Source organism: Maritimibacter sp., from assembly GCF_016774595.1.
Lineage (GTDB): Bacteria > Pseudomonadota > Alphaproteobacteria > Rhodobacterales > Rhodobacteraceae > Maritimibacter > Maritimibacter alkaliphilus.
Genome location: NZ_JACBWT010000003.1, coordinates 186,897 through 213,755 on the forward strand (window position 1 = coordinate 186,897; position 26,859 = coordinate 213,755).

At 60.7% G+C, this 26,859-nt stretch carries 28 protein-coding genes, 2 pseudogenes and 1 riboswitch; of the genes and pseudogenes, 8 read left to right on the forward strand and 22 right to left on the reverse strand.

Annotated elements, in window-relative coordinates; translation table 11 throughout:
• Nucleotides 1-29: 29 nt before the first annotated feature.
• From HOY44_RS20905 to HOY44_RS20925, 5 genes and pseudogenes are all read right to left on the reverse strand, one after another.
• A complete protein-coding gene (locus HOY44_RS20905; protein ID WP_138424310.1) occupies nt 30-884 on the reverse strand; it encodes an SDR family oxidoreductase in 855 nt (284 codons plus the stop codon).
• Nucleotides 885-989: 105 nt separating this feature from the next.
• Entirely contained in the window at nt 990-2,156 is a 1,167-nt protein-coding gene (locus HOY44_RS20910) for an acyl-CoA dehydrogenase family protein (RefSeq protein ID WP_171043057.1), read from the reverse strand.
• Nucleotides 2,153-3,385, reverse strand: a complete 1,233-nt coding sequence (locus HOY44_RS20915) for a CaiB/BaiF CoA transferase family protein (protein WP_235889219.1) — start codon at nt 3,383-3,385, stop codon at nt 2,153-2,155. Before HOY44_RS20915 ends, HOY44_RS20910 begins: the two co-directional genes overlap by 4 nt.
• 91 nt (nt 3,386-3,476) lie before the next feature.
• Nucleotides 3,477-4,127 carry a transposase gene (locus HOY44_RS20920; RefSeq protein ID WP_268920937.1) on the reverse strand — a complete coding sequence of 217 codons (651 nt, stop codon included), beginning with the start codon at nt 4,125-4,127 and terminating at the stop codon, nt 3,477-3,479.
• Nucleotides 4,128-4,151: 24 nt separating this feature from the next.
• Nucleotides 4,152-4,654 (reverse strand): annotated as a pseudogene (locus HOY44_RS20925) (transposase); the annotation flags it as partial.
• Between the two features lie 262 nt (nt 4,655-4,916).
• Between HOY44_RS20925 and HOY44_RS20930 the strand changes: the two are divergent.
• Complete coding sequence (locus HOY44_RS20930) at nt 4,917-5,789, forward strand: IS110 family RNA-guided transposase (protein WP_287437557.1); 873 nt, start codon at nt 4,917-4,919, stop codon at nt 5,787-5,789.
• 83 nt (nt 5,790-5,872) lie between these two features.
• Here HOY44_RS20930 and HOY44_RS20935 read toward each other — a convergent pair whose 3' ends face one another.
• From HOY44_RS20935 to HOY44_RS20955, 5 genes are all read right to left on the reverse strand, one after another.
• Nucleotides 5,873-7,162 carry a TRAP transporter large permease gene (locus HOY44_RS20935; RefSeq protein WP_138424316.1) on the reverse strand — a complete coding sequence of 430 codons (1,290 nt, stop codon included), beginning with the start codon at nt 7,160-7,162 and terminating at the stop codon, nt 5,873-5,875.
• A complete protein-coding gene (locus tag HOY44_RS20940; RefSeq protein WP_138424317.1) occupies nt 7,159-7,650 on the reverse strand; it encodes a TRAP transporter small permease in 492 nt (163 codons plus the stop codon). The genes HOY44_RS20935 and HOY44_RS20940 overlap by 4 nt, the downstream gene beginning before the upstream one ends.
• A 71-nt stretch (nt 7,651-7,721) precedes the next feature.
• Nucleotides 7,722-8,786, reverse strand: coding sequence for a TRAP transporter substrate-binding protein (locus HOY44_RS20945; RefSeq protein ID WP_138424318.1), 1,065 nt, complete (start codon nt 8,784-8,786; stop codon nt 7,722-7,724).
• 86 nt (nt 8,787-8,872) lie between these two features.
• A complete protein-coding gene (locus tag HOY44_RS20950; protein WP_287437561.1) occupies nt 8,873-10,600 on the reverse strand; it encodes an FAD-dependent oxidoreductase in 1,728 nt (575 codons plus the stop codon).
• A 16-nt stretch (nt 10,601-10,616) separates the two neighbouring features.
• On the reverse strand, nt 10,617-11,384 hold the full coding sequence (locus HOY44_RS20955) for an SDR family NAD(P)-dependent oxidoreductase (RefSeq protein ID WP_235889223.1): 768 nt from the start codon (nt 11,382-11,384) through the stop codon (nt 10,617-10,619).
• 171 nt (nt 11,385-11,555) lie between these two features.
• Here HOY44_RS20955 and HOY44_RS20960 point away from each other — a divergent pair, with 171 nt between their 5' ends.
• From HOY44_RS20960 to HOY44_RS20970, 3 genes are all read left to right on the forward strand, one after another.
• A complete protein-coding gene (locus tag HOY44_RS20960; protein ID WP_138424319.1) occupies nt 11,556-12,374 on the forward strand; it encodes an IclR family transcriptional regulator in 819 nt (272 codons plus the stop codon).
• A 174-nt stretch (nt 12,375-12,548) separates the two neighbouring features.
• Nucleotides 12,549-13,067 (forward strand): IS5 family transposase, encoded by a 519-nt coding sequence (locus tag HOY44_RS20965; protein WP_235889225.1) that lies wholly within the window; start codon nt 12,549-12,551, stop codon nt 13,065-13,067.
• Nucleotides 13,068-13,091: 24 nt separating this feature from the next.
• On the forward strand, nt 13,092-13,403 hold the full coding sequence (locus HOY44_RS20970) for a hypothetical protein (RefSeq protein WP_287437565.1): 312 nt from the start codon (nt 13,092-13,094) through the stop codon (nt 13,401-13,403).
• 336 nt (nt 13,404-13,739) lie between these two features.
• On the opposite strand, the gene HOY44_RS20975 is transcribed toward HOY44_RS20970, so the two are convergent.
• The 10 genes from HOY44_RS20975 to HOY44_RS21020 form a co-directional block, all read right to left on the reverse strand.
• Nucleotides 13,740-14,666, reverse strand: a complete 927-nt coding sequence (locus tag HOY44_RS20975) for an alpha/beta fold hydrolase (RefSeq protein WP_287437567.1) — start codon at nt 14,664-14,666, stop codon at nt 13,740-13,742.
• Between the two features lie 8 nt (nt 14,667-14,674).
• Entirely contained in the window at nt 14,675-15,829 is a 1,155-nt protein-coding gene (gene pqqE / locus HOY44_RS20980; protein WP_502710714.1) for a pyrroloquinoline quinone biosynthesis protein PqqE, read from the reverse strand.
• Entirely contained in the window at nt 15,826-16,149 is a 324-nt protein-coding gene (pqqD, locus tag HOY44_RS20985; protein ID WP_287437570.1) for a pyrroloquinoline quinone biosynthesis peptide chaperone PqqD, read from the reverse strand. Before pqqD ends, pqqE begins: the two co-directional genes overlap by 4 nt.
• On the reverse strand, nt 16,146-16,916 hold the full coding sequence (gene pqqC, locus HOY44_RS20990; protein WP_287437572.1) for a pyrroloquinoline-quinone synthase PqqC: 771 nt from the start codon (nt 16,914-16,916) through the stop codon (nt 16,146-16,148). Before pqqC ends, pqqD begins: the two co-directional genes overlap by 4 nt.
• Complete coding sequence (gene pqqB / locus HOY44_RS20995; RefSeq protein WP_287437574.1) at nt 16,913-17,875, reverse strand: pyrroloquinoline quinone biosynthesis protein PqqB; 963 nt, start codon at nt 17,873-17,875, stop codon at nt 16,913-16,915. The genes pqqC and pqqB overlap by 4 nt, the downstream gene beginning before the upstream one ends.
• A 3-nt stretch (nt 17,876-17,878) precedes the next feature.
• Nucleotides 17,879-17,959, reverse strand: coding sequence for a pyrroloquinoline quinone precursor peptide PqqA (gene pqqA, locus HOY44_RS21000; protein WP_008335771.1), 81 nt, complete (start codon nt 17,957-17,959; stop codon nt 17,879-17,881).
• A 119-nt stretch (nt 17,960-18,078) separates the two neighbouring features.
• Entirely contained in the window at nt 18,079-19,131 is a 1,053-nt protein-coding gene (locus tag HOY44_RS21005; RefSeq protein ID WP_287437576.1) for a LysR family transcriptional regulator, read from the reverse strand.
• A gap of 82 nt (nt 19,132-19,213) precedes the next feature.
• The gene (locus HOY44_RS21010) at nt 19,214-20,335 is read right to left on the reverse strand and encodes a Fic family protein (RefSeq protein WP_287437578.1); all 1,122 of its coding nucleotides are present in this window, start codon (nt 20,333-20,335) and stop codon (nt 19,214-19,216) included.
• 142 nt (nt 20,336-20,477) lie between these two features.
• Complete coding sequence (repC, locus tag HOY44_RS21015; RefSeq protein WP_353806677.1) at nt 20,478-20,810, reverse strand: replication initiation protein RepC; 333 nt, start codon at nt 20,808-20,810, stop codon at nt 20,478-20,480.
• A gap of 82 nt (nt 20,811-20,892) precedes the next feature.
• The gene (locus tag HOY44_RS21020; RefSeq protein WP_287437580.1) at nt 20,893-21,948 is read right to left on the reverse strand and encodes an MBL fold metallo-hydrolase; all 1,056 of its coding nucleotides are present in this window, start codon (nt 21,946-21,948) and stop codon (nt 20,893-20,895) included.
• 126 nt (nt 21,949-22,074) lie between these two features.
• Nucleotides 22,075-22,183, forward strand: a riboswitch (TPP riboswitch).
• On the opposite strand from HOY44_RS21020, the gene HOY44_RS21025 reads away from it, so the two are divergent.
• The 4 genes from HOY44_RS21025 to HOY44_RS21040 all read left to right on the forward strand — a co-directional run bounded on the left by HOY44_RS21025 (nt 22,176) and on the right by HOY44_RS21040 (nt 25,295).
• Complete coding sequence (locus HOY44_RS21025) at nt 22,176-22,787, forward strand: YkoF family thiamine/hydroxymethylpyrimidine-binding protein (protein WP_287437582.1); 612 nt, start codon at nt 22,176-22,178, stop codon at nt 22,785-22,787. It overlaps the preceding riboswitch by 8 nt.
• A gap of 39 nt (nt 22,788-22,826) precedes the next feature.
• Complete coding sequence (locus tag HOY44_RS21030; RefSeq protein WP_287437584.1) at nt 22,827-23,588, forward strand: ABC transporter permease; 762 nt, start codon at nt 22,827-22,829, stop codon at nt 23,586-23,588.
• Nucleotides 23,581-24,321, forward strand: coding sequence for an ABC transporter ATP-binding protein (locus HOY44_RS21035; RefSeq protein ID WP_287437586.1), 741 nt, complete (start codon nt 23,581-23,583; stop codon nt 24,319-24,321). The genes HOY44_RS21030 and HOY44_RS21035 overlap by 8 nt, the downstream gene beginning before the upstream one ends.
• Nucleotides 24,318-25,295, forward strand: a complete 978-nt coding sequence (locus HOY44_RS21040) for an ABC transporter substrate-binding protein (RefSeq protein ID WP_287437588.1) — start codon at nt 24,318-24,320, stop codon at nt 25,293-25,295. The genes HOY44_RS21035 and HOY44_RS21040 overlap by 4 nt, the downstream gene beginning before the upstream one ends.
• A 180-nt stretch (nt 25,296-25,475) precedes the next feature.
• Here the strand turns inward: HOY44_RS21040 and HOY44_RS21045 are convergent, their stop codons facing one another.
• Both HOY44_RS21045 and pssA read right to left on the reverse strand, forming a co-directional pair.
• Nucleotides 25,476-26,093, reverse strand: a complete 618-nt coding sequence (locus HOY44_RS21045) for a class I SAM-dependent methyltransferase (protein WP_287437590.1) — start codon at nt 26,091-26,093, stop codon at nt 25,476-25,478.
• Nucleotides 26,094-26,113: 20 nt separating this feature from the next.
• Nucleotides 26,114-26,850: pseudogene (gene pssA, locus HOY44_RS21050) on the reverse strand (CDP-diacylglycerol--serine O-phosphatidyltransferase).
• Between the last annotated feature and the right edge of the window lie 9 nt (nt 26,851-26,859).

Genomic DNA, 26,859 nt, shown 5'->3' on the forward strand with positions numbered 1-26,859 from the left:
CATTGTCCCCCTAAGGTTCACGGCCAACATCAGGTAATCCGGAAGTAGTCCGGCCGCCCCGTTGGCCATGGATCCCCCCACAATTGCTGCCCACCGTCGATGTTCAGAACTTCTCCGGTTACGAATTTCCCTGAATTCGCCGCCATATAGACAACCCCTTCAGCGACATCCCATTCGTCCCCGGCGTGCCGCATCGGGTTGGAGTCCTGAAAGGTCGCAGAACCCTCCGGAGGGTAGTTCCCGAAACCGTTGCTTTCGCAGCAACCCGGCGCCACGCAGTTCACTCGGATACCGTGCGGGGCCCACTCCACCGCAACCGACTTGGACAGGTAAACTACCCCTGCCCGGGCCGCACAGGTATGCGCGATGCCGGGCATGCCGCGCCAGATATCGGCCACGATGTTGACGATGGAGCCCGATTGCTTGTTGGCAACCCAGTGGCGCGCCGTGGATTGCATCATCCACCACGTACCGTTCAGGTTGGTGTCTATGACCGCATTCCAGCCCTTTGGACTAAACTCCAACGCTGCTTGCGGAAACTGACCCCCAGCATTGTTCACCAATACGTCAATCGCCCCGAACTCCTGGTTCGTCTTGGCGACAAAATCCTCGACCTGCTCAGGCTCCCGGATAGTCATAGGCACAGCGAAAACTTCGCCCCCGAAACTTTCAAGGAACTCCTTGGCCAAAGCCAGTTTCTCTTCGTTGCGTCCATTGATCGCCAGATTGGCCCCGAGCCTTGCGAACAAGGTCGCAATTGCCAGCCCCAATCCGCCTCCGGCCCCGGTCACCACAACGATTTTGCCGGTGAATAAACCGCTTGCGTAAACGGTTGCACGTTTTGATAGGTCCTCCCTCGAAGACCCAAACTGCGTCTTATTCATGACGCCTCCTCCCATTCCCCATTAGGGGCAGTTGCCAGTAATCTAACGTATGTTAGAAAATTGGTCAAGACACCTTTTCCCACCAGCCCCGCCCGTTATCTCCGATCAGTAAGACTTTGGAAGTCCAAGGGCTTTTTCTGCTATGAACGACAAAAGCATCTGCGGTGTCACCGGTACGATGCGGAACAGCAGAGCCTCCCGTACCAGTCGCTCCACGTGATATTCCTTGGCGTATCCGAAGCCGCCAAATGTAATTTGCGCGGCTTCGGTCGCCTCGACCGCGGCGTCGGCGGCCAAGAGCTTGGCAGCGTTCGCCTCGACGCCGCAGGGTTCTCCCGCATCGTAGAGGGCTGCAGCGTGCATCACCATGAGATTGGCAGATTCCACCCGCGCCCAGGCTTTGGCGAGCGGATGCTGAACACCCTGATTTTGGCCGATTGGGCGGTCAAAAATCACACGCTCGTTTGCATAATGCGCCGCTCGCGCCAGTGCGTTGCGCGCAATACCTATGCATTCTCCGGCCACCAAGATGCGTTCGGGATTCAACCCGTGCAGAATTTGCCTAAAGCCTTTGCCTTCCTTCCCGATAAGGTCCTCAGCCGGAATCGGCAACCCATCGATGAAAATTTCGTTCGAATCGACAGCCTTTCGACCCATCTTTTCGATCTCTCGCACATCGACGAAATTTCGGTCGAGATCTGTATAGAACAGGCTCAGCCCTTCGGTCGGGCTGCTCACATCCTCAAGCCGCGTTGTTCTCACCAGAAGCAACATCTTGTCTGCCACTTGCGCGGTAGAAATCCAGACTTTTTGTCCGTGCACGACATATCTGTCTCCCCGCCGCACCGCCATGGTCTTCAGCTTTGTGGTGTCCAACCCGGTCGTCGGTTCGGTCACTGCGAAACAGGCCTTTTCATCGCCTGCTATTAGAGGGCCAAGCATACGCGCGCGCTGCTCATCGGTCCCAAACTTCACCACCGGGTTGAGCCCGAAAATATTCATGTGGATGGCCGAGGCGCCGCTCGCGCCGGCCCCCGACTCGGCGATTGCCTGCATCATTATGGTCGCCTCGGTGATCCCCAGACCCGCGCCGCCGACAACTTCTGGCATGGCGATACCTAGCCAGCCGCCATCGGCCATTGCCCTGTGCAGATCATGGGGAAAACCACCGTTGCGATCCCGAACCAGCCAATAGTCGTCGTCGAACCTTGCGCAAATCCGCAGAATCTGGTCGCGAATCTCTTGTTGGTCGGCGGTCAATCGAAATGTCATAGCGCGCGCCCTCCTTCCAATCTTACGAGCCCCGCCTCACATAGGGCAGCGATCCGCTCATCGTTAAAACCAAGATCACGCAGAATGCTTTGGCTGTCTGCACCAGGCGGTCGTCCCAGCCAACGAAGCTGACCGGGCGTCGCGCTGAGATGAGGGACCGGACCAATGACCTGAGTCTGTTCGCCAGCGACCGACACGATATCCCCGCGATGGCGTATCTGCTCGTTCGTCGTGATTTCCTCGACACTCAACACACGCGAGGCAACGGCATCATGGCGGGCGAATACCGCCTCCACTTCCTTAACCGTGCGCTGCGTGACAAAATCATTGATCGCGTCAAAGACCACCGCCATGTGCTGCGACATCTCGCCGAGTGTCGCAAACCGCGGATCATCGGCTAGAGCGTCCCCGCCGACTGCCCGCAACAGCCGGTGCGCGGTTTCCGCGCTTCCTGCGGAAACGGTCAGCCACACCCCATCGGACGTTCGGAACATCCCCCCCGGGGCAAAGTCCATCGGCTGGCGCAGCCCATTGCGCCGCGGCGAGAGGTTCGCGCCCGTCAATGCGGGAACCGGATAATCCATCAACCGAAGCAACGCCTCGTACACCGCAAGATCGACGACCTGACCGCGTGCAATGCCCTTTTCGCGAGCAAATAGCGCGATCATGATTCCCAAAGCGCCCATTAGCCCTGTCGTGCTGTCGGCCGCCGGAAAGCCGGGGTGCATTGGCGGCCCTTCGGGAAAACCGGTCAGATGTGCTAAACCACTCATGGCCTCTGCAGCACGTCCAAACGCTGGCACGTCGCGCATCGGACCGTCCTGTCCGTAACCTGAAACCCGCAAAACAACCAAGTCCGGGTTCCAATCGTGCAAGACGTCTGGTCCAACACCAGCACGTTCTAGCACACCCGGACGGAAATTTTCGATCAGCACGTCGGCATCTTCAATCAACCTGCGCAGGATGTCCCTGCCCTCGTCGGACTTCCAGTCCAGACTTAGAGTTTTCTTGTTGCGGCCCAAAGTCTTCCACCAGACGCCCACCCTGTCCTCTGCCTTGGGTCCAAGGTCGCGCATCATATCCGTTCGGTTGGGGGCTTCGATCTTGATGACATCTGCACCAAAATCCGAGAGTAAAGCTGCCGAAAGTGGTCCGGCAATTACGTGACCAAGTTCTATAATCTTCAGTTGATCAAGGGGTCCAGACATCTGCACTTTCGACTTTTCCATTTTTCTAATGTTTGTTCGAATTCTAGCAAGGGCCAAGTCGGACCTCAAGGTTCAAAGTTGAGCTAATGGGATGAACTGCCTTCCCATTAGCTCAGTCAGCGACGGTTTTCAGGACCGGGTTATGATGGCTGGCGACGAGGGCCGCCTGGAACATGACGTGTCGCAGCTGGCGCCGTCCTCCTCCAATGGCGCGCTTGCCGCGCATGGAGCCGCTGTCATGCGCGATTGGGGCCAGACCCGCGAGCGCGGCGGCCTGCTCACCGGATAGCTGGCCGATTTCGGGCATCTCGGCGATCAGCATAGTGCTGGCGACGGGGCCGTTCCCGGGAACGGAACGCAGGACACGGGCAATCGCAGCCAGGTCATCATCCGAGGCCAGCGTCTGCTCGATCCGAACGTTCAGCTCTGCAATCTGGCGATCGAGAAGGTCTTTCAACTCGGCGTCCATGGCATCGAACATATCCGGCGATCCCAGCTTCCTGTGCGCCTTGATCTGCGCCAGAAGCCGTTTACGTGTCTCGACGAGCTGTCCGCGCTTTGATGTCAACGCCCTGAGAAGGCGTATCTTTTCATGTGGCAACACACGTCCCGCATCCGGTCGGAACGCCATGAAGCGCGCAATGAGTTCCGCGTCGATCCGGTCGGTCTTGGCGCGTGTGCCCCGGCTCGCGGCGAAGGCCTTGATCTGAGCGGGCGGCAATTGCCGGGTCGCAATCCCAGCAGCGTCAAGGGCGGACCACAGACGCCATTACCGGGGGGGATTACCCCAGCCCGCATCTCTCAGCAAAGCCGCGATCCGACGATAGCCGTAGCGGCCATACTGCCGCGCCAGCTCGATCATGTCCGCGACCAGACGCTCCTCATCGGCACGGCCATGCGGCACCTTCCCCTGCGTGGATCGGTGCTGACCCAAGACACGGCAGGCGCGTCTCTCGGACAGATGGAACCGGGTGCGAATGTGATCGATGCAGGCACGGCGGCGAGCGGGGCTCAGAAGTTTCCCTTTGCCGCCTCCGCCAGGATCAGCTTGTTCAAAGTCAGATCCGAGACGGCTTTTCTCAACCGTTCGTTCTCTTTCTGGAGGCGTTTGAGCTCCCTGAGTTGGTCGGTTCCCATCCCGCCATACTGCTTGCGCCGGCGATAATAGGTTTGCTCGGTAATGCGAACCTCGCGGATCGCATCCACCCGGGCCATGCCTTGCCCGACATGCACTTCAACCTGCCGCAGCTTCGTGACAATCTCTTCCGGCTTGTGTCTCTTCGTAGCCATTCTGATCCTCCGTTTTCCTAAACATAACGGCGGACCACTTCAGTGGGGGAGGATCAGCTTTATGGGTCCTGACCCTTCTGTATCTCGGCTTTGCTATTCTGACCCCGTCAGCCGCCTTGGCAGAGGTTGCTGACGGGGCGGTGTTTGGCGTCTGAGCCTTGTGGGTTTGACCACGTTTCCTAGCGAGCCAGCACCGCCTCTCTTCATCGTCTCGAACAGTTGAATGCGGCCGCCGAGGACCGCGGAGCAGAAGGAAGAGAGCATGAATACGGTATCACGGGACCGGATCATTGGCATAGACGTCAGCCGCGATTGGTTGGATATCTACTGTCTACCAGAAGGCAAGCATGCGCGGCTGCCGAACAAGGTTGAAGGGCACGAGCAAGTCGCTCAACTCGCTCGTGAACCGGGCGCGCTGGTTTGCTTCGAGGCCACTGGTGGACAGGAATGGCGTCTGTGGTCCGCCCTTGACACTACTGGGATTGCGACCCGGCAATTGCCGCCCGCCCAGATCAAGGCCTTCGCCGCGAGCCAAGGCACACGCGCCAAGACCGATCGGATCGACGCGGAACTCATTGCGCGCTTCATGGCCTTCCGGCCGGATGCGGGACGTGTGTTGCCACATGAAAAGATACGCCTTCTCAGGGCGTTGATATCAAAGCGCGGACAGCTCGTCGAAACACGTAAACGGCTTTTGGCGCAGATCAAGGCGCACGGGAAGCTGGGATCGCCGGATATGTTCGATGCCATGGATGCCGAGTTGAAAGACCTTCTCGATCGCCAGATTGCAGAGCTGAACGTTCGGATCGAGCAGACAATAGCCTCGGATAATGACCTGGCTGCGATTGCCGATGTCCTGCGCTCCGTTCCCGGGATCGGCCCCGTCGCCAGCACTATGCTGATCGCCGAGATGCCCGAACTCGGCCAGCTCTCCGGTGAGCAGGCCGCCGCGCTCGCGGGTCTGGCCCCAATCGCACATGACAGCGGCTCCATGCGCGGCAAGCGCGCCATTGGAGGAGGACGGCGCCAGCTGCGACACGTCATGTTCCAGGCGGCCCTCGTCGCACGCAAGCTCGTCACGATTGCGAACGCGCTCTGCAAAAACCGTCAGAAATGGGCCGACCAGGCCACCTGACAGATACAGTTGCTAGTAAGCACGGTTGTAGGCTCGGGACACGTCTGGGGCACGAACACCATCACCAATGGATATTACGTGTTTCATCGTACGAGAAACAGCGCAATTTCAGGGAAGATCGCCAGCAAGGCAATAAAGATCAGCATTCCCGCAACGAACGGCAGACATCCGACGAAGATCTTTCCAAGCGGAACGTTCGGAGCAACAGTCTTGATGACATACACATTGACTCCAAGCGGCGGCGTAATCAGCCCAATTTCGGCGACAATGATAATGTAGATCCCGAACCACACTGGGTCGATTCCAAGGGACAATGCGATCGGGAACAAGATGGGCACCGTCAGTATCAGCATCCCAAACAGGTCCAGAACGCAGCCCAAAACAAGATACAATAGTGTAACGGCAATGATGAACGGGAAATAACCAAGCTCCATACCGAGCATCCACCCAGTAAGTGCTTCTACAAAACCTGTCTGCACAAGAAACCGCGTAAACAGCGTGCCGCCTACGATGATCAGGAAAAGCATAGTTGTAAGCAGAGCAGCATCGGTGAGGGATTCACGGATCGCCGAAATGCTCAGACTTTTTTGCGTGGCGCCAAGTAGCAAAACCGCTATCACGCCGATAATCGCACCTTCAGTCGGCGTGAATACACCGAGATAAAGCCCTCCGAGGAGAAATCCAAATAGACCCAGCACGGGCAGCACATGCAACAACGCGCGAAACCGTGCGGACGTGGAGGGGATGTCGACCGGATCACCGCCCTGCTCTGGGCGAACTTTTGCAATGAAAACGATGATTGCGGCGAAGAGCAGAGCGATCAAGATACCGGGGATGACACCTGCGATAAATAAATCCCCGATCGACGTCTCGGTCATCAAACCGTAGAAAATCATGATGATGCTGGGAGGAATCAGGATTCCAAGGGTCCCAGAAGAAGACATGACACCCGTTGCGAGCGGCTGACCATATCCGTACCTCCGCATTTCCGGGATGATGATAGCCCCCATCGTGCGGGCAGTTGCAGTACTCGAACCACTGACGGCACCAAATCCGGCACACGCGAACACGGCGGCTACAGCAAGACCTCCAGGTAGCCAACCCAACCAATAGGAAGCTGCGCGGAACAGGTTTCGGGCAATCCCGGTGTGGTAAATGAGGTTACCCATCAAAATATAGAATGGGATTGCAATCAAGACGAATTTGGTGCCCTCTGACCAAAAGGCCAGCGTCATTTGGGTCATTGCTGTCGACAGAGACCCGACCAAAGCCAATCCGCCGACACCGACGGCCAACAAACTAAGCCCGATAGGCACACCCACCACGATCAGCACGATCAATAGGATGAAAGCGGAAGCGCCAAGCGTAATCATTTTGGATCTCCATCGAGATGACAGGCAGGCTTTCTGGAAAACGCTTTGGCCAGCGCCAACAGTGCGCAAAACATCACTATTGAACCCAGAATCGCGCGGAACCAACTCAATGGAAGATTCAGGTCGGTTGACCTCTCATTGAACAAGATCATCAGCTCGATGTCATAGCGACATTGAATCGCAATTAAGACAGAAACGATCAGCACGAGTATCCATACGGCTCTAGCAAGCACTTCATTGAACGCGTTGCCCATGATCGCAGTTAGGAAGTCGGCCTTGATATGAACGCCGCGCTGCCAACTTTCCGGCAGGGCGAGAACAATCGCCAGGAATAGAACTAGCGTTGCACCTTCCTGTGCCCAAATCAAAGGCGCGTTGAAGAAGTAGCGACGGACAACGTCTATGCCGATCAGCGCGACGATGCCTGGCAAGCAGATAAAGGCAGATACCGCAAACAGGCCACGCGAAAGAACCGTCAGATAACGCATAATTTCCACCTTGGTCAGAATGTGTGGCCCCGCCCAAAAGACGGGGCCGTGTTCTCGCTCAATGGGTTGCTTCAGCGCAGGCCATCTACAGGCGGAAGAGCTAGGATCTCTTCGTCAGTCATTGCCGCGTACTTGTCACGCAGCGCGCTCATTTCCGCGACAAATTGCGCGGCTTCGCTTCCTTCTCCACCATTGGCTTCGACAAAATCGTCCCACATCGGCGAAAGAAGTTCGTCGATCCTTGCCTGATCCTCCTCACTCGGAACCACGATTGAAACGCCTTCTTTTTCCATCTCAGTCAGGGCGTTTTCCGAGAGCTCGGTATACATCCGGGCATAATCGTATCCTGCTTCGGAGCCCGCCTGCGCGATCACTTCTTGCAACTCAGGCGTCAGGCCCTCGTAAAATGGCGCGCTGACCGCATGAGGAACTGCGATACGTGCTACGCCGGTCTGGTAATAATGATCGCCGACCTCAATCATTCGGTAGGCGACCATGTCGGCCGCCGCGAGAATGATCCCATCGACCACCCCCTGTTGGAAGGCGGTATAGGCGTCCGTGATTGACATGGTAACGGGGATTGCCCCCAAACGTTCAACGATCTCAGTTGCGGTTGAGCCCCCTGCACGAATGCGCAGCCCTTTCAGGTCGTCGAGGGAATTGATCGGGCTGGATGCCAGAATATCGTAGCTAGGGGTGGACGCATTGAAGGCAAGACGAACGCGCATGCGCTCATATTCGTCCCGCAGGTGGCTTGCGTAAAGCTCGTCCATGACCCGTACGGTCGCGATGTCACTTGCAGGCAGTGCACCAGGGAGGCCAAGGCCGTGAAACAGCGAGAAACTGCTTGCCTGGTAGAGTGGCCAAGCAGAGGTGATGTCGGTAATCCCCGTCGCGGCAGCCCGAAACCCGTCAGACACCGGATGCAGGACTTCACCAGGGTAACGTTCGACCTCAAATTCCCCATCGCTGAGCTCTTCAAGCCGATCAGCATACGGCGCCATGACGTTCTGCCACGCGGCCGAGGTCTCCGGTTGGTTATAGGAAAGCCGCAATTGCGTTTCTGCAGTGGATGCCGTGCCAAAGAGCGCAAGACTAACAGCAAGCCCCGCTGCCTTGAACGTTTTGAGTTTCATGATCTTCTATCCTCCCATAGGTATGCCGGTCTCCATTCCTCCGGCGTTTGATGGACGTGAAATGTCCCGGCTAAACGGAACTGTGATCAGGCGCGCGCGCCAGATGCGTGCTGACCGGCAATGAAACCGAAGGTCATGCCCGGCCCTAGTGTGATGCCGCCACCGGAATAATTACCCCCCAAGACGCTCGCCATGTCGTTGCCGACGGCATAGAGGCCGTCGATCGCTTCACCGGTTTCATTCAGGACGCGCGTGTGACGATCTGTACGAAGACCAGCAAAAGTGCCAATACTTCCCGGTATGACGCGAACCGCATAGAACGGTCCGTCCTTGATTGGAGCCAAACACGGGTTTGGTTTGACCTCCGGGTCACCATGGAAACGGTTGTAAGCCGTACTGCCGCGCCCATACTCTGTATCGGTCCCGGTCGGAACATCATCGTTGATGCGTGCAACCGTCGCCTCGAAGCCGTCTATGTCGATGCCGGAATTTCGGGCGAGATCCTCAAGTGTATCGCCTTTGACGAGGTATCCAGACTTGATCGAAGGACCGAGGGGCATTGGTGCTGGCTTCACGTGTCCGAGCCCATAGTTCCGGATGGTTCGATGATCGCAAATCAGGAAGGCTTCCGCCGGTTCACCAGGTGGCGTCGCAGCCTCCAAGCCCTGAACGAAATCATGATAGCTGTTTGCCTCGTTGACGAACCGTTTACCATTGCGGCGTACCGCAATCACACCGGGCTTACCGCGGTCGATGAAGTGCGGGAACGGCCCCTTCGTGCCATCCGGCCTGGGGACAAGGCTGGTTGGAGCCCACGCGCCGGCATTCGGGTAATCCATCAGGGTTGCCGCCCCGATCGTTTCTGCCATGCGCAACCCGTCCCCGGTGTTGCCAGGACTCGCTGCGGAGACATGCTCCCCTTCCGCGGAAGCGTGTTTATATAGCGATTGCCGCCGGGCGATGTCCTGCGGAAAGCCGCCGCAGGCCAGAACCACGCCCTTTCTCGCCATGACCCGCCGCATCCCATGCGGCGTATGCATGGCCGCTCCAATGACTTTCCCGTCGTCTGCTCGAATGAGCGATTTCAGCGGGCTTTCGAGCATCACTTCAACCCCTGCGTCGCGGGCTGAGCGGTACAGGCGTGCTGCGAGAGCATTCCCGTTTGTGAGCATCTGGGATCGGCCGGTGATCGCTTTGTCTACACCGTACTTGGCCAATCGCCGAGACACGTAAAGGAATGATTCGGGGCGCTTGAATGCGCGATAGAAATGCCAAAGTTCCTTGCCCGAGCCGATCGCCAGCCCGAATAGCGTCAGTTCCTGCCGCGGCGGTCGAAGCTTCTCTATGTCGGCGCCCAGCATGGAGGCCTTGGCTGGCTTGACCAAGATCGATCGACCACCTGCGGTGCCCCCGGGCGCATCCGGATGGTAGTCAGAGAAAGCCGGCGAAGCTTCGAAATGCACATGGGTATTTTTCTCCATGAACTCAATCATCTCAGGGCCAGCGTCGAGAAAGGCTTCCGCCCGGTCCGCATCGAACTGATTACCAGCTTCGTGCCGGATATAGGCGAGTGCTGCCTCTTTGTTGTCATCGACCCCTGCGTCGCGACTAAAAGGATTGTTGGGAACCCACAGATACCCCCCGGAAAGAGCCGTAGTTCCGCCAAACACTGGTTCCTTTTCAGCGACAAGCACGTCGAGCCCATTCTTCGCCGCAACAATCGCTGCTGTCATCCCGCTGGCACCTGAGCCGGCGACAAGCAGATCGCAGGTGATTTCCCGAAGATCTTGGTCGGCTTTGGTCATGATGTTCATCTCTTTTGTCTTGAGTTCAGTTCGCCAAGTATCCGCCATCTACTGGAAGCATGGTTCCGGTGACGTAGTTGGATAACTGAGAGGCAAGGAACAGGACTGGGCCGACCAATTCTTCCGGATCTCCAACACGCCCCATAGGTGTGTGGATCATGAAACGTTCCATGGCCTCCGGATTGGCACGGGTTACTTCGGTCATTGGCGTCGCAATGACACCCGGAGCTATGCCGTTGACACGCACCCCGCTTGTCGCGAGATCGCAAGCCAGCGCTTTTGTCAATTGCATGATCCCGCCTTTAGACGCGGCATAGCTGGCGGAGTTTCGATAGCCGACAAACGACGCAATCGAGCCAACGTTTATGATCCGGCCTCTGGTCGACCTGAGCTGTTCGAGAAACGCGACGACCGTATTGGCCGAGCCTTTGAGGTTAATGTCGAGCTGCTGGTCCAGGTGCGCCAGAAAATCTGGCTCGCTCGGTGCCGTTCGGCGCGTGATACCTGCATTATTGATAAGGATCGAAGCCGGGCCAAAACCCTCTTGCACATCGAGCGCAAGCTTGGCGCAGGCTGTCCTGTCCGACACGTCAAGTTCAAAGCCAGCCGCACGGCCGCCTCGCCCGTTGATCTGATCAGCAGTCTTTCGCGCTCCGTCCTCGTTGATATCAACGACCGCGACTGACGCTCCGGCCGCTGCGAGGCCCGCAGCTATCGCGGCACCATTTCCCTGCGCGCCGCCAGTCACAACGGCCACCTCACCGACGAGCAGCCCTTTCACTGCGTCCTGCACTGCAACTTCTCCTCCAGCCCATGGCAAAGCAATATACTATGCTATGCGGGATTGTTATTACGTACATCGTAACATTTATCGCTTCGCGGAACCTTGCTTACGATTTGAATTCATGTCAAGAGAGAATTCAGAACAGCGCCGCGGCGCTGAAGGAGAAGGAACAACAAGAGAATGGATGGGATCGCGTCACCGCAAGAAACCGCTTCGAAGCCAGACAAGAGCGGCGTCCAGTCCGTTGAAGTGGCTGGGAAAATTCTGGAGGTATTGATCCAGGCCGACGGGCCCATGAAGCTCGCAGAGATCGCGAACGGCGTCGCTATGCCCTCGGCGAAAGTCCATCGTTACCTTGTCAGCCTGATCCGTACTGGGTTGGCAATGCAATCGAGCGATACATCCAAATATGATCTTGGGCCGGCGGCTTTCCAACTTGGCGTAAAGGGATTCGCCCGCTTCGAACCCCTGAAGCTGGCCGAATCCGTATTGCGTGACCTGGTAGACATGGTCGGAGAAACCGCGGCCCTCGCCGTGTGGACGGAAAAAGGTCCCACAATGATCCGCGTGATCGAGGCCCATCACGATCTCGCAACCACAATCGCGCCAACACATCATTGCCCGCTAACCTTTTCGGCGACAGGCATCCTGTTTGCCAGCTACGAGGAGGCGGCGCGCACCAACGCAGCGATCGATCGAGAACTTGAACAGAATAGGAACTCGGGTCGTCGGAACGCCCCGCGCGACCGGGGCGCGCTTGCGGAAATCATCGCCGAAACTAGGGACCGAGGGTTCTCGGCCATGAATGATGGCGGCGGCGATGGTTTCGGTGCGGTAAGTGCGCCCGTATTTGATGTCACAGGACGCCTCCAAATGGCCTTGACCGTGTTCGGTCGCAGCGGACGGTTGGATACAGGCCCCGAGAGTAGCCTCGCACGACTTGTTCTGAGAAGCGCGCGATCAATCTCGGAAACGTTCGGTCATCGCCATGCGGTCTGACCCTTTCATGCACCTTGTTGCATGGGTCGCCGATTTCGGCGAGAACGTGCGCCCTGTGATATTCATGGGAGCGTGTGATGCCGCACAAATTCAACGCTGGTCGGCGCGATAAGTTTCCCAAGGCGAAATACACGGTGACCAATTGGTCGGACTACAACGAGGCTCTGCGGCGACGTGACGATCTGGCTTGCGGATGGGGCCGCCGGGAAATGGCTTGCGCCGAAGCGAAAGGGTCGCGGTGGTCAGCCGAAATATTCGGACTTCGCGATTGAGACCTGTCTGACGCTGGGGCTGATCTTTCACCAGCCGTTGCGTCAGACCCAAGGGTTCGTCCGGTCGCTACTTGGACTGATGGGCATGGAGTTGCCGGTTCCAGACTTCTCGACCTTGTCGCGGCGGGCGATTGGCCTCTCGGTTGTGGACGACAGGCCGCAATCCAGTGGCCCCATCACGCTGATCGTGGATAGCACGGGCCTGAAGATCCATCGCGGTTCAGGCTGGCAGGAAACCAAGCATGGGGCGGGAAAGACACGCAAATCCTGGCGCAAACTGCACATCGGGTACGATCCTAACAGCGGCGAGATCGTTGCCCTGCTGCTGACCACCGACCATGTCGGGGATGAAACCGCATTGCCCGAACTCATCGCCGTGATCGAAAACCCGGTGGCCCGCGTCCTTGCAGACGGAGCCTAGAACGGTGCCGGAGTTTTCAACTGTTTGACCGAAGCCTTCGGGACAGACCTCGAGATCACCATCCCGCCGCCGATAACCGCCGTCCTCGGCCTGAGCGATGGTCGCGACGCTCACATGGAGCGTATCGCCGAGCAAGGCCGAATGGCGTGGCAGGCAGCGACGGGGTACAATGATCGCGCCCTCGTCGAAGCCCAAATCGGGCGCCGCAAGTTCGTCATCGGCCCAGAGCTGAACGCTAGGGAAATGAACCGCCAAGTCACAGAAAACCAGATCGCCACAAAATCACTCAACCGCATGACCCGACTTGGTCGTGCGGTCTTCAAGCGAGCTGCATAGTCACTTGGGGAACGGGGCGACTGCGCCCATATTCTGACCCATGCAACAAGCTGGTCCTGCACGACATTCTCCGTTCCGCCGCCGAAGCCCTGACACGGGGCGCGCCGACCAAGGACGTTCTGGACGAGGCGCGCAGCCGCCTTGTTGCGGCTGGGTTCACGGATATCGATTACCTCGACCTGTGCAGCGACCCCGACCTCACCCCATGTCCGTCGCTACCGGGCCCGGTCGCCTCCTCCTCGCCGCATGGCTAGACGGGGTGCGCCTCATCGACAACGTGGCGGTCCAGCCGACGGGTTGAACCGGGACCGCCCGCCCCTTACAGACGCCCGTTCATCAATCTCGCCATCTCGGTGATGGCCGCCGTAAGCGCGGACCGAATGCTCTGGTCCTCCATCGAATGCCCTGCGGGCGACACCACCCGAACGCTCGAACCCGTCCATCTGGAGGCAAGGGCATACGAAGTTTCGGGCGGGCACAAAGATCGTAACGGCCCTGAATCAGGATACCGGGCAGCCCGTTCAGCCTGTGAACCTGTTCGATGAGCGGCGCGTCGAGGAAACAGTCGTTGCGGAAGTAATGCGCCTCCATGAACGGGGTGCGCGGCAAGGGCCTGTCGCCCCGCGCCGACAGGTCTTCCGACAGACAGGGCACGTCCGGCGACAGGACCGACAGAACCCGTTCGGTGTCGTGCCACGCGATCGAGAATGGCCTGTGAACCGCCGGGTCCGCGTCGAGGATGCGATGCCAATAGGCATCCAGAACGCGCGAGCGATCATTCTCAGGCAACAGCCCGACGAAGTCGGCATAGAGCTGCGGATAGAATCGCGGAAGGCTGGACAGGAACGCCCGTTCAAGTTCGTGGCGCGTGCCGAGGAAGACAGCCCGAAGCACCATCGCGCCGACCCGGTCCGCGTGCGCCGTCGCATAGGCAAGCGCCAGCGTCGCGCCCCACGACCCGCCGACCACCATCCAGCGTTCGATCCCGAACCTCTCTCGGATGCGTTCGATGTCCGCCACAAGATGCGGTGTCGTATTGGCGTGAAACCTGTCGTCGAACCGGCTCAGCCCCGCCCCGCGCTGATCGAAGGCGATGACGTGAAAACGGCTCGGGTCGAAGATGCCAAGCTGGCTTTCCTGCACCCCCGACCCCGGCCCGCCGTGCAGAAACAGCGCCGGGATACCGCCCGGATTGCCATAGCTGCGAACGTGGATCTCGTGCCCGTCACCGACAGCGAGGTTATCTCGGGTCAGCTCCTTCATGGCCGACGCTATTCGCCGGGCACGGGGGTCAGGTAATTGCGATACGCGAACGACACATCGTCCGCCGCGGCCTCGGTTTCGGCAACGCGAAAGATCTCGTCATGGAGCGGCGAGAAGGAACAGGCCGGGTCGGTCGCCCCGGCATCGCCGGCAAGCGCGAACGCCTGACACCGGCACCCGCCGAAGTCCTCTTCGCGATGCTCGCAGCTTTTGCAGGGTTCGGCCATCCAGTCGGTGCCACGATACCGGTTGAGCGCGGGCGAGTGATCCCAGATCCACGCCAGCGAGTGATCCCGCACACTGTCGAAGTCCAGCCCGGTGATCGTTTCGGCGGCATGACAGGGCAGCACTTTTCCGGCGGGCGAAATGTTGAAGAACTGACGCCCCCAGCCCCCCATGCAGGTCTTGGGCCGGACCGCGTAATAGTCGGGCACCACGTAGTCGATCATCAGGATGCCGCGCAGACGCTCTTCGGCCTCGGCCACGATGCGGTTGCAGGTCTCGATCTGCTCCATGGTTGGCATCAGCGCAGCACGGTTGCGCAGCGCCCAACCGTAATACTGCACGTTGGCGACCTCGATCCGTTGCGCGCCCAGTTCGACGGCCATGTCGATCATCTCGGGCAGTTGATGCAGGTTCTGACGATGCATCACGGCGTTCACCGTCAACGGAAAGCCCGCCTCGCGCGTCAGACGCGCCGCCTCCAGCTTCTTGGCGTGACCGTTCCGATACCCCCCTACCCTATCGGCGGTTTCGCTCTCGCTGCCCTGAAAACTGATCTGGACATGGCTCAGCCCCGCCTCGGCCAGCGCGGCAAGCCGTTCGCGCGACAGGTTCACGCCGGAAGTGATGAGGTTCGAGTAAAGCCCCGCGTCGGTGGCCGCCGCGACCAGTTCGACGATGTCGCGACGCACCATCGGTTCGCCGCCCGAGAAATGCACCTGCAAAACGCCCAGTTCCGCCAGCTCGTGCAGAACTCGGACCCAGTCTTCGGTCGCAAGCTCGGCCGCCGGACGCTCGAGGTTCAGGGGATTGGAGCAATAGGGGCATTGCAGCGGGCAACGATGCGTGACTTCCAGCAACACCGCGACGGGCAGCCCATGGGTCGTGCCGACGCCGGGCGCCAGTTTGCTGTCTGGTTCGTGAAAGCTGGTATCCATCATGCCCCTGTTTCAAAGGATTGGAGATAACCCTGCGTGGCAAGATCCTGCACCATGACGATCACGTCCGCCTCGATCCGGTCGATTGGGGCGGCATAGATCTCGGCAAGCGCCTCGCAGACCTGATGCACGCTGCGTGTCCCGTCGCACAGTTGCAGGACGCGCACGGCGATGTCGTCGGGGGTCAGGATGCGCTCGGGCGCCAGCAGCAGCCACATCTCGCGCAGCTTGTCGAACTTCAACTGCACGTGCCGAGGCAGCGCCACGACCGTTTCCGGGCGAACGACCAACGGTTTGCGCGCGGACGCCACAGTCATCGTCATGCCTCGACCTGCGGCCTGAACGCGCCGGGCGGCGGGAAGCCCGACACATAGGCATGATAAAGCGCGTCCAGCTGCACCCATAGAACCTGTGTCTTGAACAACAGGGCATCGCAGACCAGCGTCCGCTCCTCCGGAGTTCTGGCGTTCCGCTTCACGTAGTCGAGCGCAAAGGCCGCATCGCGCGGCGCCTGCGACAGACGGCGCTTGAAATAGGTCATGATCTTAGGACGGATGAAATCATAGTGCTCCAGCATCCCCGAAATCCGCTGTTCGTGAAGCTGCGGCGCGAACAGTTCGGTCAGCGACGATGCGATCGCCTCCAGCGGGCTCCGGTCCCGCACGAAATGAACATAGGCATCCACCGCGAACCGCGTCGCGGGCAAGATGCCTTGCGTCGATTCCACGTAGTCGCGCGAAATGCCCAGCCCGTCCGTCAGCTGCAACCAGCGTTCGATACCACCCTCGCTCTCCGGCGCGCCGTCGTGGTCTTCGATGCGATGCCGCCACTCCACCCGGATCAGGCGGTCGGTGAACCGCGACACGATGATCGCATCCTTCAGCGGGATCGAGCTTTGGTAGTAATATCGGTTGATGGCCCACGCCTGCACCTGACCCTTGGTCAGCCGACCGCCATGCAGCATGTCGTGAAACGGGTGCAGGTTGTGATAGCGGGTTTCCCCGATCAGGCGAAGCCGCTCTTCCATCGCCTCCGCACTGTCGAGCGGCGTGTCGGGGATCTGTGGAAACTCTCTGAAATCAAGGCTCATAGCGTGACCTTTTGGCCCTGTCTGGCCACGATCCAGCCCGCCTCTTCGACGCTGCTGCGTTCGGGCGAATCCGGCAGGTTGGCAGGGTTCGAGTTGTTGACGTGGATGAAGAACCGGCGCTTGACGCCAAGATCGCGAAACGCCTCAACCACCCCGTCCGGGCCGGACATCGACATATGGCCCATGCGCTGACCCGTCTTCTGGCCAAGCCCGGAGACGAGCAGTTCGTCGTCGCGCCAGAGTGTGCCGTCGAAGAACACGACCTCGGCCCCGCGCAGACGATCCGCCAAGGACTGATCCAACCCGGCGCAGGCGGTGATGACGAACACCTTCCGCCCATCCGGCCCGGTGATCTCCAGCCCCAGCGTATCGCCCGGAACGTCCCGCTGATGCCCGTGGCTCGTCTTTTCCAGATACCAGGCGGATTTGCCCGGCACCTCGAACGCCTCGACGGTCATCCCCGTCGGTGTCCCGTCTTGCAGCACAAGCTCGAACGGCGTTCCGATGTCGATTGCGCGACGGGGGACGGTCTCGCGGTCCAGCACGTTGAAAATGCTGTTCTGCTCCAGAACGCTCAAGACCCGGTCATGCGCCCAAATCCCGAACGGCGACCCCTCCCGCAACGACAAAAGCCCCACGAGGGCATCGACCTCGCCATTGGCGAGCAGGACACCCGCGATCGGGCTGTCGCGAAGCTTTCCACTGCGCGGATGCAGTTCGGGTATGTCATTGATCTGCTGGCGCAGGTCGGGCGACGCATTCACGAGAAACCAGTTCTCGCCGTCCGCACTGAAGGCAAGCGATGCCTGCCCGTCCGCCAGCGACGGATCGCGCCGCGCGGCCTGACACGACGCGCAGTTGCAGTTCCACTGCGGAACCCCTCCACCCGCCGCGCCACCAAGCACGATCAGGCTTAGTGAACCCTGCTTGGCGGGCGCGATTTCGGATGGAGGGGTCATCGATTACTTCTGCTTCGCGCAGGCGTACATGTTGATTTCCATGCCGACCGGAATCTCGCGAACCTTCGGTGCATCCCAAGCCATGTGGACCTCCCTTTCTAGCTTTTGAACAGCGGAATTGCTGCCCTGCGAGCGTAGAAATGGACGCCCCGATCCGGCAATCTATGGCATCCATAGAGCCATTCGTGCGCGTATGGACGCGCCTACGACGCCGGGTCGAACTCGGGCGTTGGCTTGAGCAGAAAGGGCGGCGTTTCGCTGGCGGGCGGCGGCGCATAGGTGCGCCCCGCCGCCCCAAGCTCGTCGATTAGGCAGGAATAAAGCTCCTGCCGCAGATACTGTTTCGGCAGCAGCGCGACCACGTCACGTGCCGGGAAATCGACGCGGTAAAGCCGGACCCCGTCGATCACGCGATCGCCCACGACACAGGACATCGCCGGCGCAAGACAGATGCCCAGCCCGGCCCGCACCATGCCGATGGCCACCTCGAAGCTCCGCGCCTGTGCGAAGGGCCGGTTTCCCGGCATCAACCCGTCATACCATGCCTGCACCCGCCTGCTGTGCTGCGTGCCGAAGGCGAACTGGATCGAGCGGAACAGGACGTCCTGATCGTTCGCGGAAAGATCGCGCGACGGGTCGGTCACACCCGACAGGTCGAGGTCGCTGGGCACGGCCAGAACGTAAGGGTCGGTGCAAATGTGAATCTGCTCGAACCCGGCACTGGCCGGCGCGATGGAATTCGACGAGATCAGGCCAAGGTTGATCCGCCGCGCATAGAGCATCTCGATGACTTCCGCGGGCGCGCTTTCGTGGATGTCATAGTCGATTTCCGAGAACTTCTTGTGCAGGGCTTCCATGGCGGTCGGCACCAGCACCCTGAGAATCGAATTCAGACCCGCAAGGCGCAGCGTCCGGCGCGACCCATCGCCGATGGCACCCAGCCCGTCCTCCAGCGACTGCATACTCTCGAGGACTTTCTGCACATAGCGCATCAACTGCCGCCCGGCTTCGGTCAGCTCGAGAGAATTGGACCGGCGCTCGAAAAGCGGCATCCCGACGATGTCCTCGAGCGAGGCGATCTGCTGTGACACCGTCGGCTGCGCCAGCCCGATCTGCTTGCTCGCCCGCGTCAGGCTCGACGCGTTCGCGACCGCCCAGAAGATCTGAAGCCGTCGAAACGTCAGCCCGCCGCCCGTGCCCCCGACCTGACGCAACTTGGCTGTATTGTCCAAGGGCCCGTTTTCTTCATTGTTCATGTTCGGTCTCTACTGCGCTTGAGCCTCACTGGATCGCAGCATCCTCGCACTTGGACTCATTGGTTTTATCTATATTCAGAATTCAAGCCTGACTTTGCGGCCGGTCCAAGTTCAGCCAGTATCGCGTGTATCGCCGTTCGCCCGTGCGCGTGAGGGCGCCGATCTCGACCAGGTTTTGCAGATCCCTCGTCGCCGTCGCACGCGACGTCCCGGTGATCGAAAGATAGTTCTCCGCGCTCAAACCGCCCTCGAATCCATCCGGCCCTTCGCGAAACATCCGCTCGATCGCCTTCGTCTGCCGTTCGTTCAGCCTGTCGCGGTGCCGGTCATAGAAATGCGCCTTGGCGATGAAAAAGCCCACGCGGTCTAACGTGACCTGCTGCGCGGCCAGAACCGCCTCGGCGAACCAGACCAGCCAAGGCGTGACGTCCAGTGTCCGCTGATGGCGTTCAAGCTGATCGTAATACGCCTTCCGCTGTCGCTCGATGGTGAAGGCAAGCGCGATGAGGCTCGGTTGCCCGATGTTCTGCGCCAGAGACTTCTCGGCGAGGGCACGACCCAATCGCCCGTTCCCGTCCTCGAACGGGTGAATGCTCTCGAAATAGAGATGGCTGAGACCCGCCCGCGTCAACGCCGGCAACGGCGCTTCGGCTTCCGGCCCGGTCCGGTTGAACCAGTCGACATATCTGTCCATTTCCGCCGGAACCCGCGCGGATGGCAGGGCCTCGAAATGGACGACCGGGCGATCGGGCCGGCCTGAAACGATCTGCATGGCCTCCGCGTGCTGCCGGTATGATCCAACAACTTCGAGCCGCTTGTCGAAGGCCAGCAGCATCTCGTGCCACCGAAAAAGCGTCCCGTGATTAAGCGCCTCCGCAAACGTCGAATAGACGTCGACCATCATCTCGGCCACACCCTGCTCACGCGGTTTGCCCGGATAGCTGCCCGGTTCCAGTCCAAGGTGCCGGCGGAGCGAGGATTGGACGCTGCGCCGATCCAGCATCTCGCCCTCGATGGCACTGGTCTTCATCGCCTCGTCGCTCAGGAGATCGATGCGAAGCTGATCCCGCTCGGACGGTGTCACATGATGCACGGCACCCAGCACTTCACCCGAAGACAGCAGAAAGCGTTGTTCGAGCGGTGCCAATGCCTCCGGATCATACCGGAAGTCCGGCCAACCGGGTATCTGCCAGTTCCATACCATGAGTGATAGGCCCCCTTTCTATAACTCATGACATAACCATTTATGAGGCATAGAGGTCAATTCTATACCTCAAACCGCCTCACCCCTGCCCTCGCTTCACCCCCTGCCCTGCTGTCTGTTTGGAGTTCACAGCTGTGAACCCTCACGCTGCGGTCCTTCGCCCAAGTGCCATGACCATCGGGCTGCTCGAGAAATGCCTTTCCTTCGACCGTATTGTCAGGGTTCTTAGATAAGCCCCCGGGTTCTTGATCTCACTGAACCGCTCCAACACCGCGGCGATGACGATTGAGGCTTCAATCGCGCCCATGGTGTCCATAGCAGTCTCCCACACATCCGTGGTGATCCCCATCATCGGTCGAACGATGTCGGCGAGCCTCGCAAGATCGTGCCAGGACCGAATGTCGCCTTGAGCATAGGTGAGAATTTCGGGGCAAGTAGAGAGCACGAGGTTTGAGGGCAGGTTTGTGCCGCGCACGGTCGGTCGGTGGGCGCCGTGAGCTGCACCGTCTGGTCCCGATCAGATCGCCGTCGTGAAAACGCCCTCTCGACTGGCCAAGTCATCCCGCGGGGACGTGCACGATCCGCTCCTCGCTTTCGCGGGTTTCGATCTCTGCGCGCCGGACGAGGCGGTTCACGTGGGCCAGCGTTTCGGTGAAGGCGAAACTCATCTGATGTGGGTCGAGCGTGCGGGGAAACAGAAACGGCACAAGGTCCGCGACCGAACGCGGCGCGGTTGCACAGGCGTCCCGGATCAGATCGCACCGCTCCTCATGATGAACTTCGAGCTCAGCGCAACGCGAGTGCAGCCCGTAGAACGGCCGCCGGTGGCCAGACAGCACCAGCACGTCATCCGGAAGCTCGGACCGCATCAACCGCAGGGATCGCAAGAAATGGCCCAGCGGATCACCATGCGGATCTCCCTCGAACACACTGATGTTCGGTGAAATCCGCTCGATCACCTGATCGGCCGAGAACAGCAGCTTTTCGTCCTCGCAATACAGCATCACCTGCTCCTGCGCGTGACCCTCGCCGGTCATGACCCGGAAACTGCGGGTCCCAATCTCGATCACATCCGCCATCACGAGGCGCAGGAACTCGAGCGGTAGGGGCGTCACGCGGTTCAGGTATTCGTTCCCGCGAATGGCGACGAGGCTCGCCAGCTCCTCGCTCATCCCGTGGCTGCGATAGAAATCGAACGAATGGCGCGTGGCGGTCTCGCTGCGCCCCTGCGAAATCACCTGACACCCCATGTAGGTCGAAAAACTGGTGAGCAACGGTGCATCGAACCGCGCGCACATCCAGCCGGCGAGCCCAATATGATCCGGGTGCGCATGAGTCACGATGACCCGTGTGATCCGCGCGCCGCGCATCGGACCGGCGAAGATCGCCTCCCAGATCCCGATTGCCTCTTCCGTGCGTATGCCCGTGTCGATGACCGCCCAACCGTCGCCGTCGCGCAGGAAGTAGATGTTCACGTGGTCCAGACGATAGGGCAACGGAATGCAGGTCCATAGAATGCCATCGGCAATCTCGATCATTTCGCCGAAGTCCGGCATCGTCTCAAACGGGAACGACAGCATAGGGGCGGCATCTGCACTGTCCGTTCGGGTCATAACAGCGATCCTTCGTCTTGTTCGCCCATCTTGTGCCATGTTCCGCAGGCAAGGTCAGGCCCACATCCACGATTTCCAGGTCGCCAGCGCCTGTTGACAATCCAGACCGCAAGCATGACGGTGCCCTCACATAACCAGGGGTGCTCCTTCTCGGGGCTGAGATGCGCGATCCAGCGCGAACCCTTTCACAGCTGATCTGGATAATACCAGCGGAGCGAGGTGCTAGCATGTTCATAGGCGCGCAAGTGTCACTGTATCCGATGACGTCTCAATTCGTGGAGGTCATCACCGCCGGGCTCGACGCCCTCACCCCCTACAAGGACGACCTGAGGATCGAGACCGACGACATGTCGACCCTCATGGTCGGCGCGCCGAAGCCGCTGCTCGACGCGATCCGCGACCTGTTCGCCGCCTCGGCGAAGCGGCCAGAGCATGTCACCATGCATGTCACGCTCTCTCGCGGCTGTCCGGGCGGGCCAGACGATCCCTCCTGCCGCTGCGAAGTGCTTGAGCGCGCACAGGACGAAAGCCTGGCCGAGCGTCAGGCGCTTGCCGCCCAGGCGGTCGAGAACGCCTTGGCCACGGGCGTGGGCATCGACGTGCAGTTCTCGCTTTACGTCATGGGCAGCGGCAACCACATGGACGAGATCTACGGCTGCATCGATTTCCTCAAGTCGAGCGGCACGTTCCTGAAATCCAAGAACTTCTGCACCCGGCTGCGGGGCGACGCAGGCGCGGTATTCGAGACTCTGCGCCAGGCGTTCCTGCGCTTCGGCCCGGCCGAGGGTCACGTGACCGTCGACCTCACCGCTTCCGCTAACAGCCCCAGCCTCGCCTGAGAGCCCTGCACGGGCGCCCCCGCCCCTGCTCGGAGTGCAATGTTGTATCTGCGATATATCTACCCGGCCCTCGTGCTGGCGACCCTCTTCCTTGCGGGATGGGAGGGCTATGTCCTCCTCACCGACGCCTCGGCCCTCATCCTGCCTGCCCCAAGCGACGTGGCGAACGGCCTTTGGGTCGAACGGCGCGAGATCTTGCGCCACGCCCTCGCCACCATTGGGGTCGCCGGCGTCGGCTTCAGCCTGTCGATCCTCTTCGCCTTCGCGGTGTCGGTCTCGCTCCATTTTGCGCTCTGGTTGCGCCGGGGGATGATGCCGCTCCTCGTGGCGAGCCAGACGGTCCCCATTGTCGCCCTCGCTCCGCTCATGGTCCTGTGGTTCGGCTTCGGACTCCTGCCCAAGGTACTGCTCGTGATCCTAGTCACCTTCTTCCCGATGGTGGTGAGCCTGATGGCGGGCTACGCGAGCCAGCCGCGTGCCTTTCGCGATCAGCTCGTCTCGATGGGCGCCTCCCGGTGGGTCGTGTTCCGTCGCGCCACCCTTCCTTCAGCCCGGGCGCAGTTCTTCTCCGGCCTGCGAATCTCGGCCACCTACGCCATCGTCGCCACGATCTTTGCCGAGTACGCGGGCGCGCGGCAGGGGCTGGGCATCTATATCCTGACCGCCAAGAACAACTTCCGCGCCGACCTCGTCCTCGCCGCCGTCGTCATCTCGGCCACGCTCACGCTCACCCTGCTCGCCGCCATTCTGATCGTCGAACGCGCCACCGGCCGTCGGTTCCGGAGGGTGACCCATGCTTGAGGTAGAGAACCTGACAATCCGCGTGGGGCGGGAGGTGCTGGTGAAGAGCCTCTCCCTCACCCTGCCCCGCAACGCGATCACCTGCCTGATTGGCCCCTCGGGCTGCGGGAAGAGCTCGGTCGTCAAATGGCTTGCGGGCGTCCTGGCCGCGGAACTCGACGTCACCGGCACCGCGCAGCTGGAGGGGAGGCCGACCCCCCTGCCCTGCCCTGACATTTCCTACCAGCCACAACAAGACACGCTGTTCCCTTGGCTCACCACCACCGAGAACGCGAGCCTCGGGCTGGAGATCCGGGGCACTCGCCCCCAAGACGCCCGCGACCGGGTGCGCGCCATGTTCCCCGCCTTCGGGCTTGAGGGGCACGAGGACAGCTTCCCCGACCAGCTGTCGGGCGGCATGCGCCAGCGGGCGGCTTTCCTGCGCACCATCGTTCAGGACACGCCGGTTCTCCTGCTGGACGAGCCGTTCTCGGCGCTAGACGCGGTGACGCGGCTCAGGATGCAAAACTGGCTCGTCGCCCGGCTGGAGGCGCAGCCGCGCACGGTGCTGATGGTCACGCACGACCTTTATGAAGCCACCCAACTGGCCGACCGCATTCTCGTCATGGCGGGCGGTCCCGGTCGCATCACCGCCGACATTCCGATCCCCACACCGCGCGCTGCGCGGACCGAGGCCGCGCTGGCCGAGATCCGATCGACACTGAGAACCATGCTATTGGAGGAGACCCCATGAAATCCACCGCATTCACACTTGCCACCGTCCTCGCGGCCCCTGCCGCTTGGGCTGAAGACGTGAGTATCGCACTCGACTGGACGCTCAACACCAACCACATCGGCTTGGTCGTCGCGCAGGAGAACGGGTATTTTGACGAGGCCAGGCTGGACGTGGAAATTCTCCCCTATTCCGACAGCGCCTCGACCGCGCTTCTGGCGGCTGGCGCGGTGGATTTCGCCTACATGACCGCGCTCGGCTTTATGAGCGCCAAGGCCGGCGATGCGCCGATCACCGGGCTCTGGGTCACGATGCAGCGCGAGGCCGGGCGGCTGGTCTACAACTCCGACCACCCGGAGATCTCCAGCCCCAAGGACCTTGAAGGCAAAACCTACGCGGGCTTCGGCAGCGCGTGGGAGGACGCGCTGATCTCGACCATGATCGAGAATGACGGCGGCAACCCCCACTACGACACCGTGACCCTGGGCACCGGCGCCTATGAAGCGCTCGCCACTGGCGCGGTGGACTTCACCCTCGAGGTGGCGACATGGGAGGGCGTGAACAGCGAGCTTCTGGGCCGCGACCAGTCGTATTTCCTCTATCAGGACTACGGCGTGCCGGAGCCGCAGGGCGGTTATATCGGCACGCAAACCGCAACCCTCGCAGAGAACCCGGAACTAGTCGACGCCTTCATGGAGGCCACGCGCAGGGGCTATGACTGGGCCGCGCAGAATCCCGTCGCGGCGGCCGAGATCCTCATCGCGGCGGGCGACTTCCCCAACGAGGATCTCGTGCGCGGCTCGATGCGCGTGATCGACGAGGGCGGCTACCTCACCGATGGCGCGACCCCGGTGGGCTCGATCGACGAGGAGCGGCTGGAGACGATGGCCCGCTTCCTGTTCGACAGCGGCGTTTTGCGCGGCGCAGATGGCGAACCGCTCACCTGGCCCGGCAGCGTGTCGGACTGGATCGAACAGGGCTGGCGCGAGGAATGATCCCCTGCCCCGGCTCCGGCCGGTGCAACCGCGCACGTTTTGTCAGCCGCAAACGGAGCAGCACGCCTCCTGCTCGCCGCCTGGTTCGACGGGGTGCGCCTCATCGATAACGTGGCAGTGGACCCGGCGCTGAAAGTCAGCGAAGCCGCACTAAGAGGCTGAACCGCGCGAGTTCCTCGGTCAGGCCGACTTCCGGAGAACGAGGAAGGTCATCATGCCCATGGGCGGCAACGGCCGCTTCTCCTCGATGGCAAGATCATCCTCCTGCAAAACAGTCTCGATCTCGAAGTCCGAGTGCCAGCCGAGAACGTTGGACAGCGGTGCGGCGACCCGTTCGACCATCGCCAGCAGGCCGTCGTCGCGCTTGAAGTGGTTGGTGATGACGACGCGCCCACCGGGTTTGCACACACGGGCGATCTCGGACATGACCTTCTCGGGGTCCGGCACTACCGAAAGCACGTGCATCGCGACCACCGTATCGAAACTTGCATCGGGGAAATCCAGCGCCCGGGCGTCCATCTGGCGCAGGTCCACCACGTGGTTCAGGTCCATGTCCCGCACCTTCGCACGGGCCTTGGCCAGCATCTCGTCACTGAAGTCGATGCCGGTCACTTCGAGGTCGGGACGATAGTGCGGCAATGCAAGCCCCGTTCCGACGCCGACCTCAAGGACCCGCCCCGAAAGGCCGTTCACGAACGCCACCGCCCGGCGCCGCCCGGTGTTGGTGATGGCTCCGAACGTCCGATCATAGACCGGCGCCCAACGGGCGTAGGATGTCTTGACGGCCTTGATGTCCAATGCCCCGCTCCCGGTCTGTTTCAGCGTGTCCTGCGATCCAGCAAGGCCCAGATGACCATGCCGATGTAGGCAAGGCAAATCACGACCAACGAAACCCACGGCTCGATCAGGAGCGCAGCCGAGAGCACGGCGAACCCGACGAGAAAGAACTTCACATTGTGGCGCGACACCTTGGTCTTCTTGAAGGACCAGGTCGGGATGCGGCTGATCATCAGGAGCCCAACTCCGACCATGTAGACCGCGATGACGTAGCCGGGCACCAGAGGCACGTCCGCGAACGCGAAGGATACGAACATCGGCAGCATGACAAGGAACGCGCCGGCCGGGGCAGGCACACCGACAAAATACGCACGGTCCGCAGTAGGCTCTTTGGCTTTATCGCTGACATTGAACCGCGCAAGGCGCATCACGCAGCAGACCGCATAGGCGAGCACGGCAAGCCATGTGACGCTTGGCAGGTCCTGCAAGACCCAGAAGTAAAGAACCAGTGCAGGGGCGACACCGAAGTTCAGGAAATCCGCAAGCGAATCCAACTCGGCCCCAATCGCGCTGTCGCTGCCCAAGAGCCGCGCGATCCGACCGTCGAGGCCGTCGAGCACGGCGGCGGCAAGGATAAGAAGCACCGCCGTCGCGTAGTCGCCCCGAAACCCTCCCGGATCGCCGACAGGCCCGCACAAATCGCGACGATGGTCAGCATGTTGGGCAGAAGCTGAATCAGCGCGAACTCGGTCGGCGCTTTGTTCGGGGTGTCAGGCATGTGCTGTCC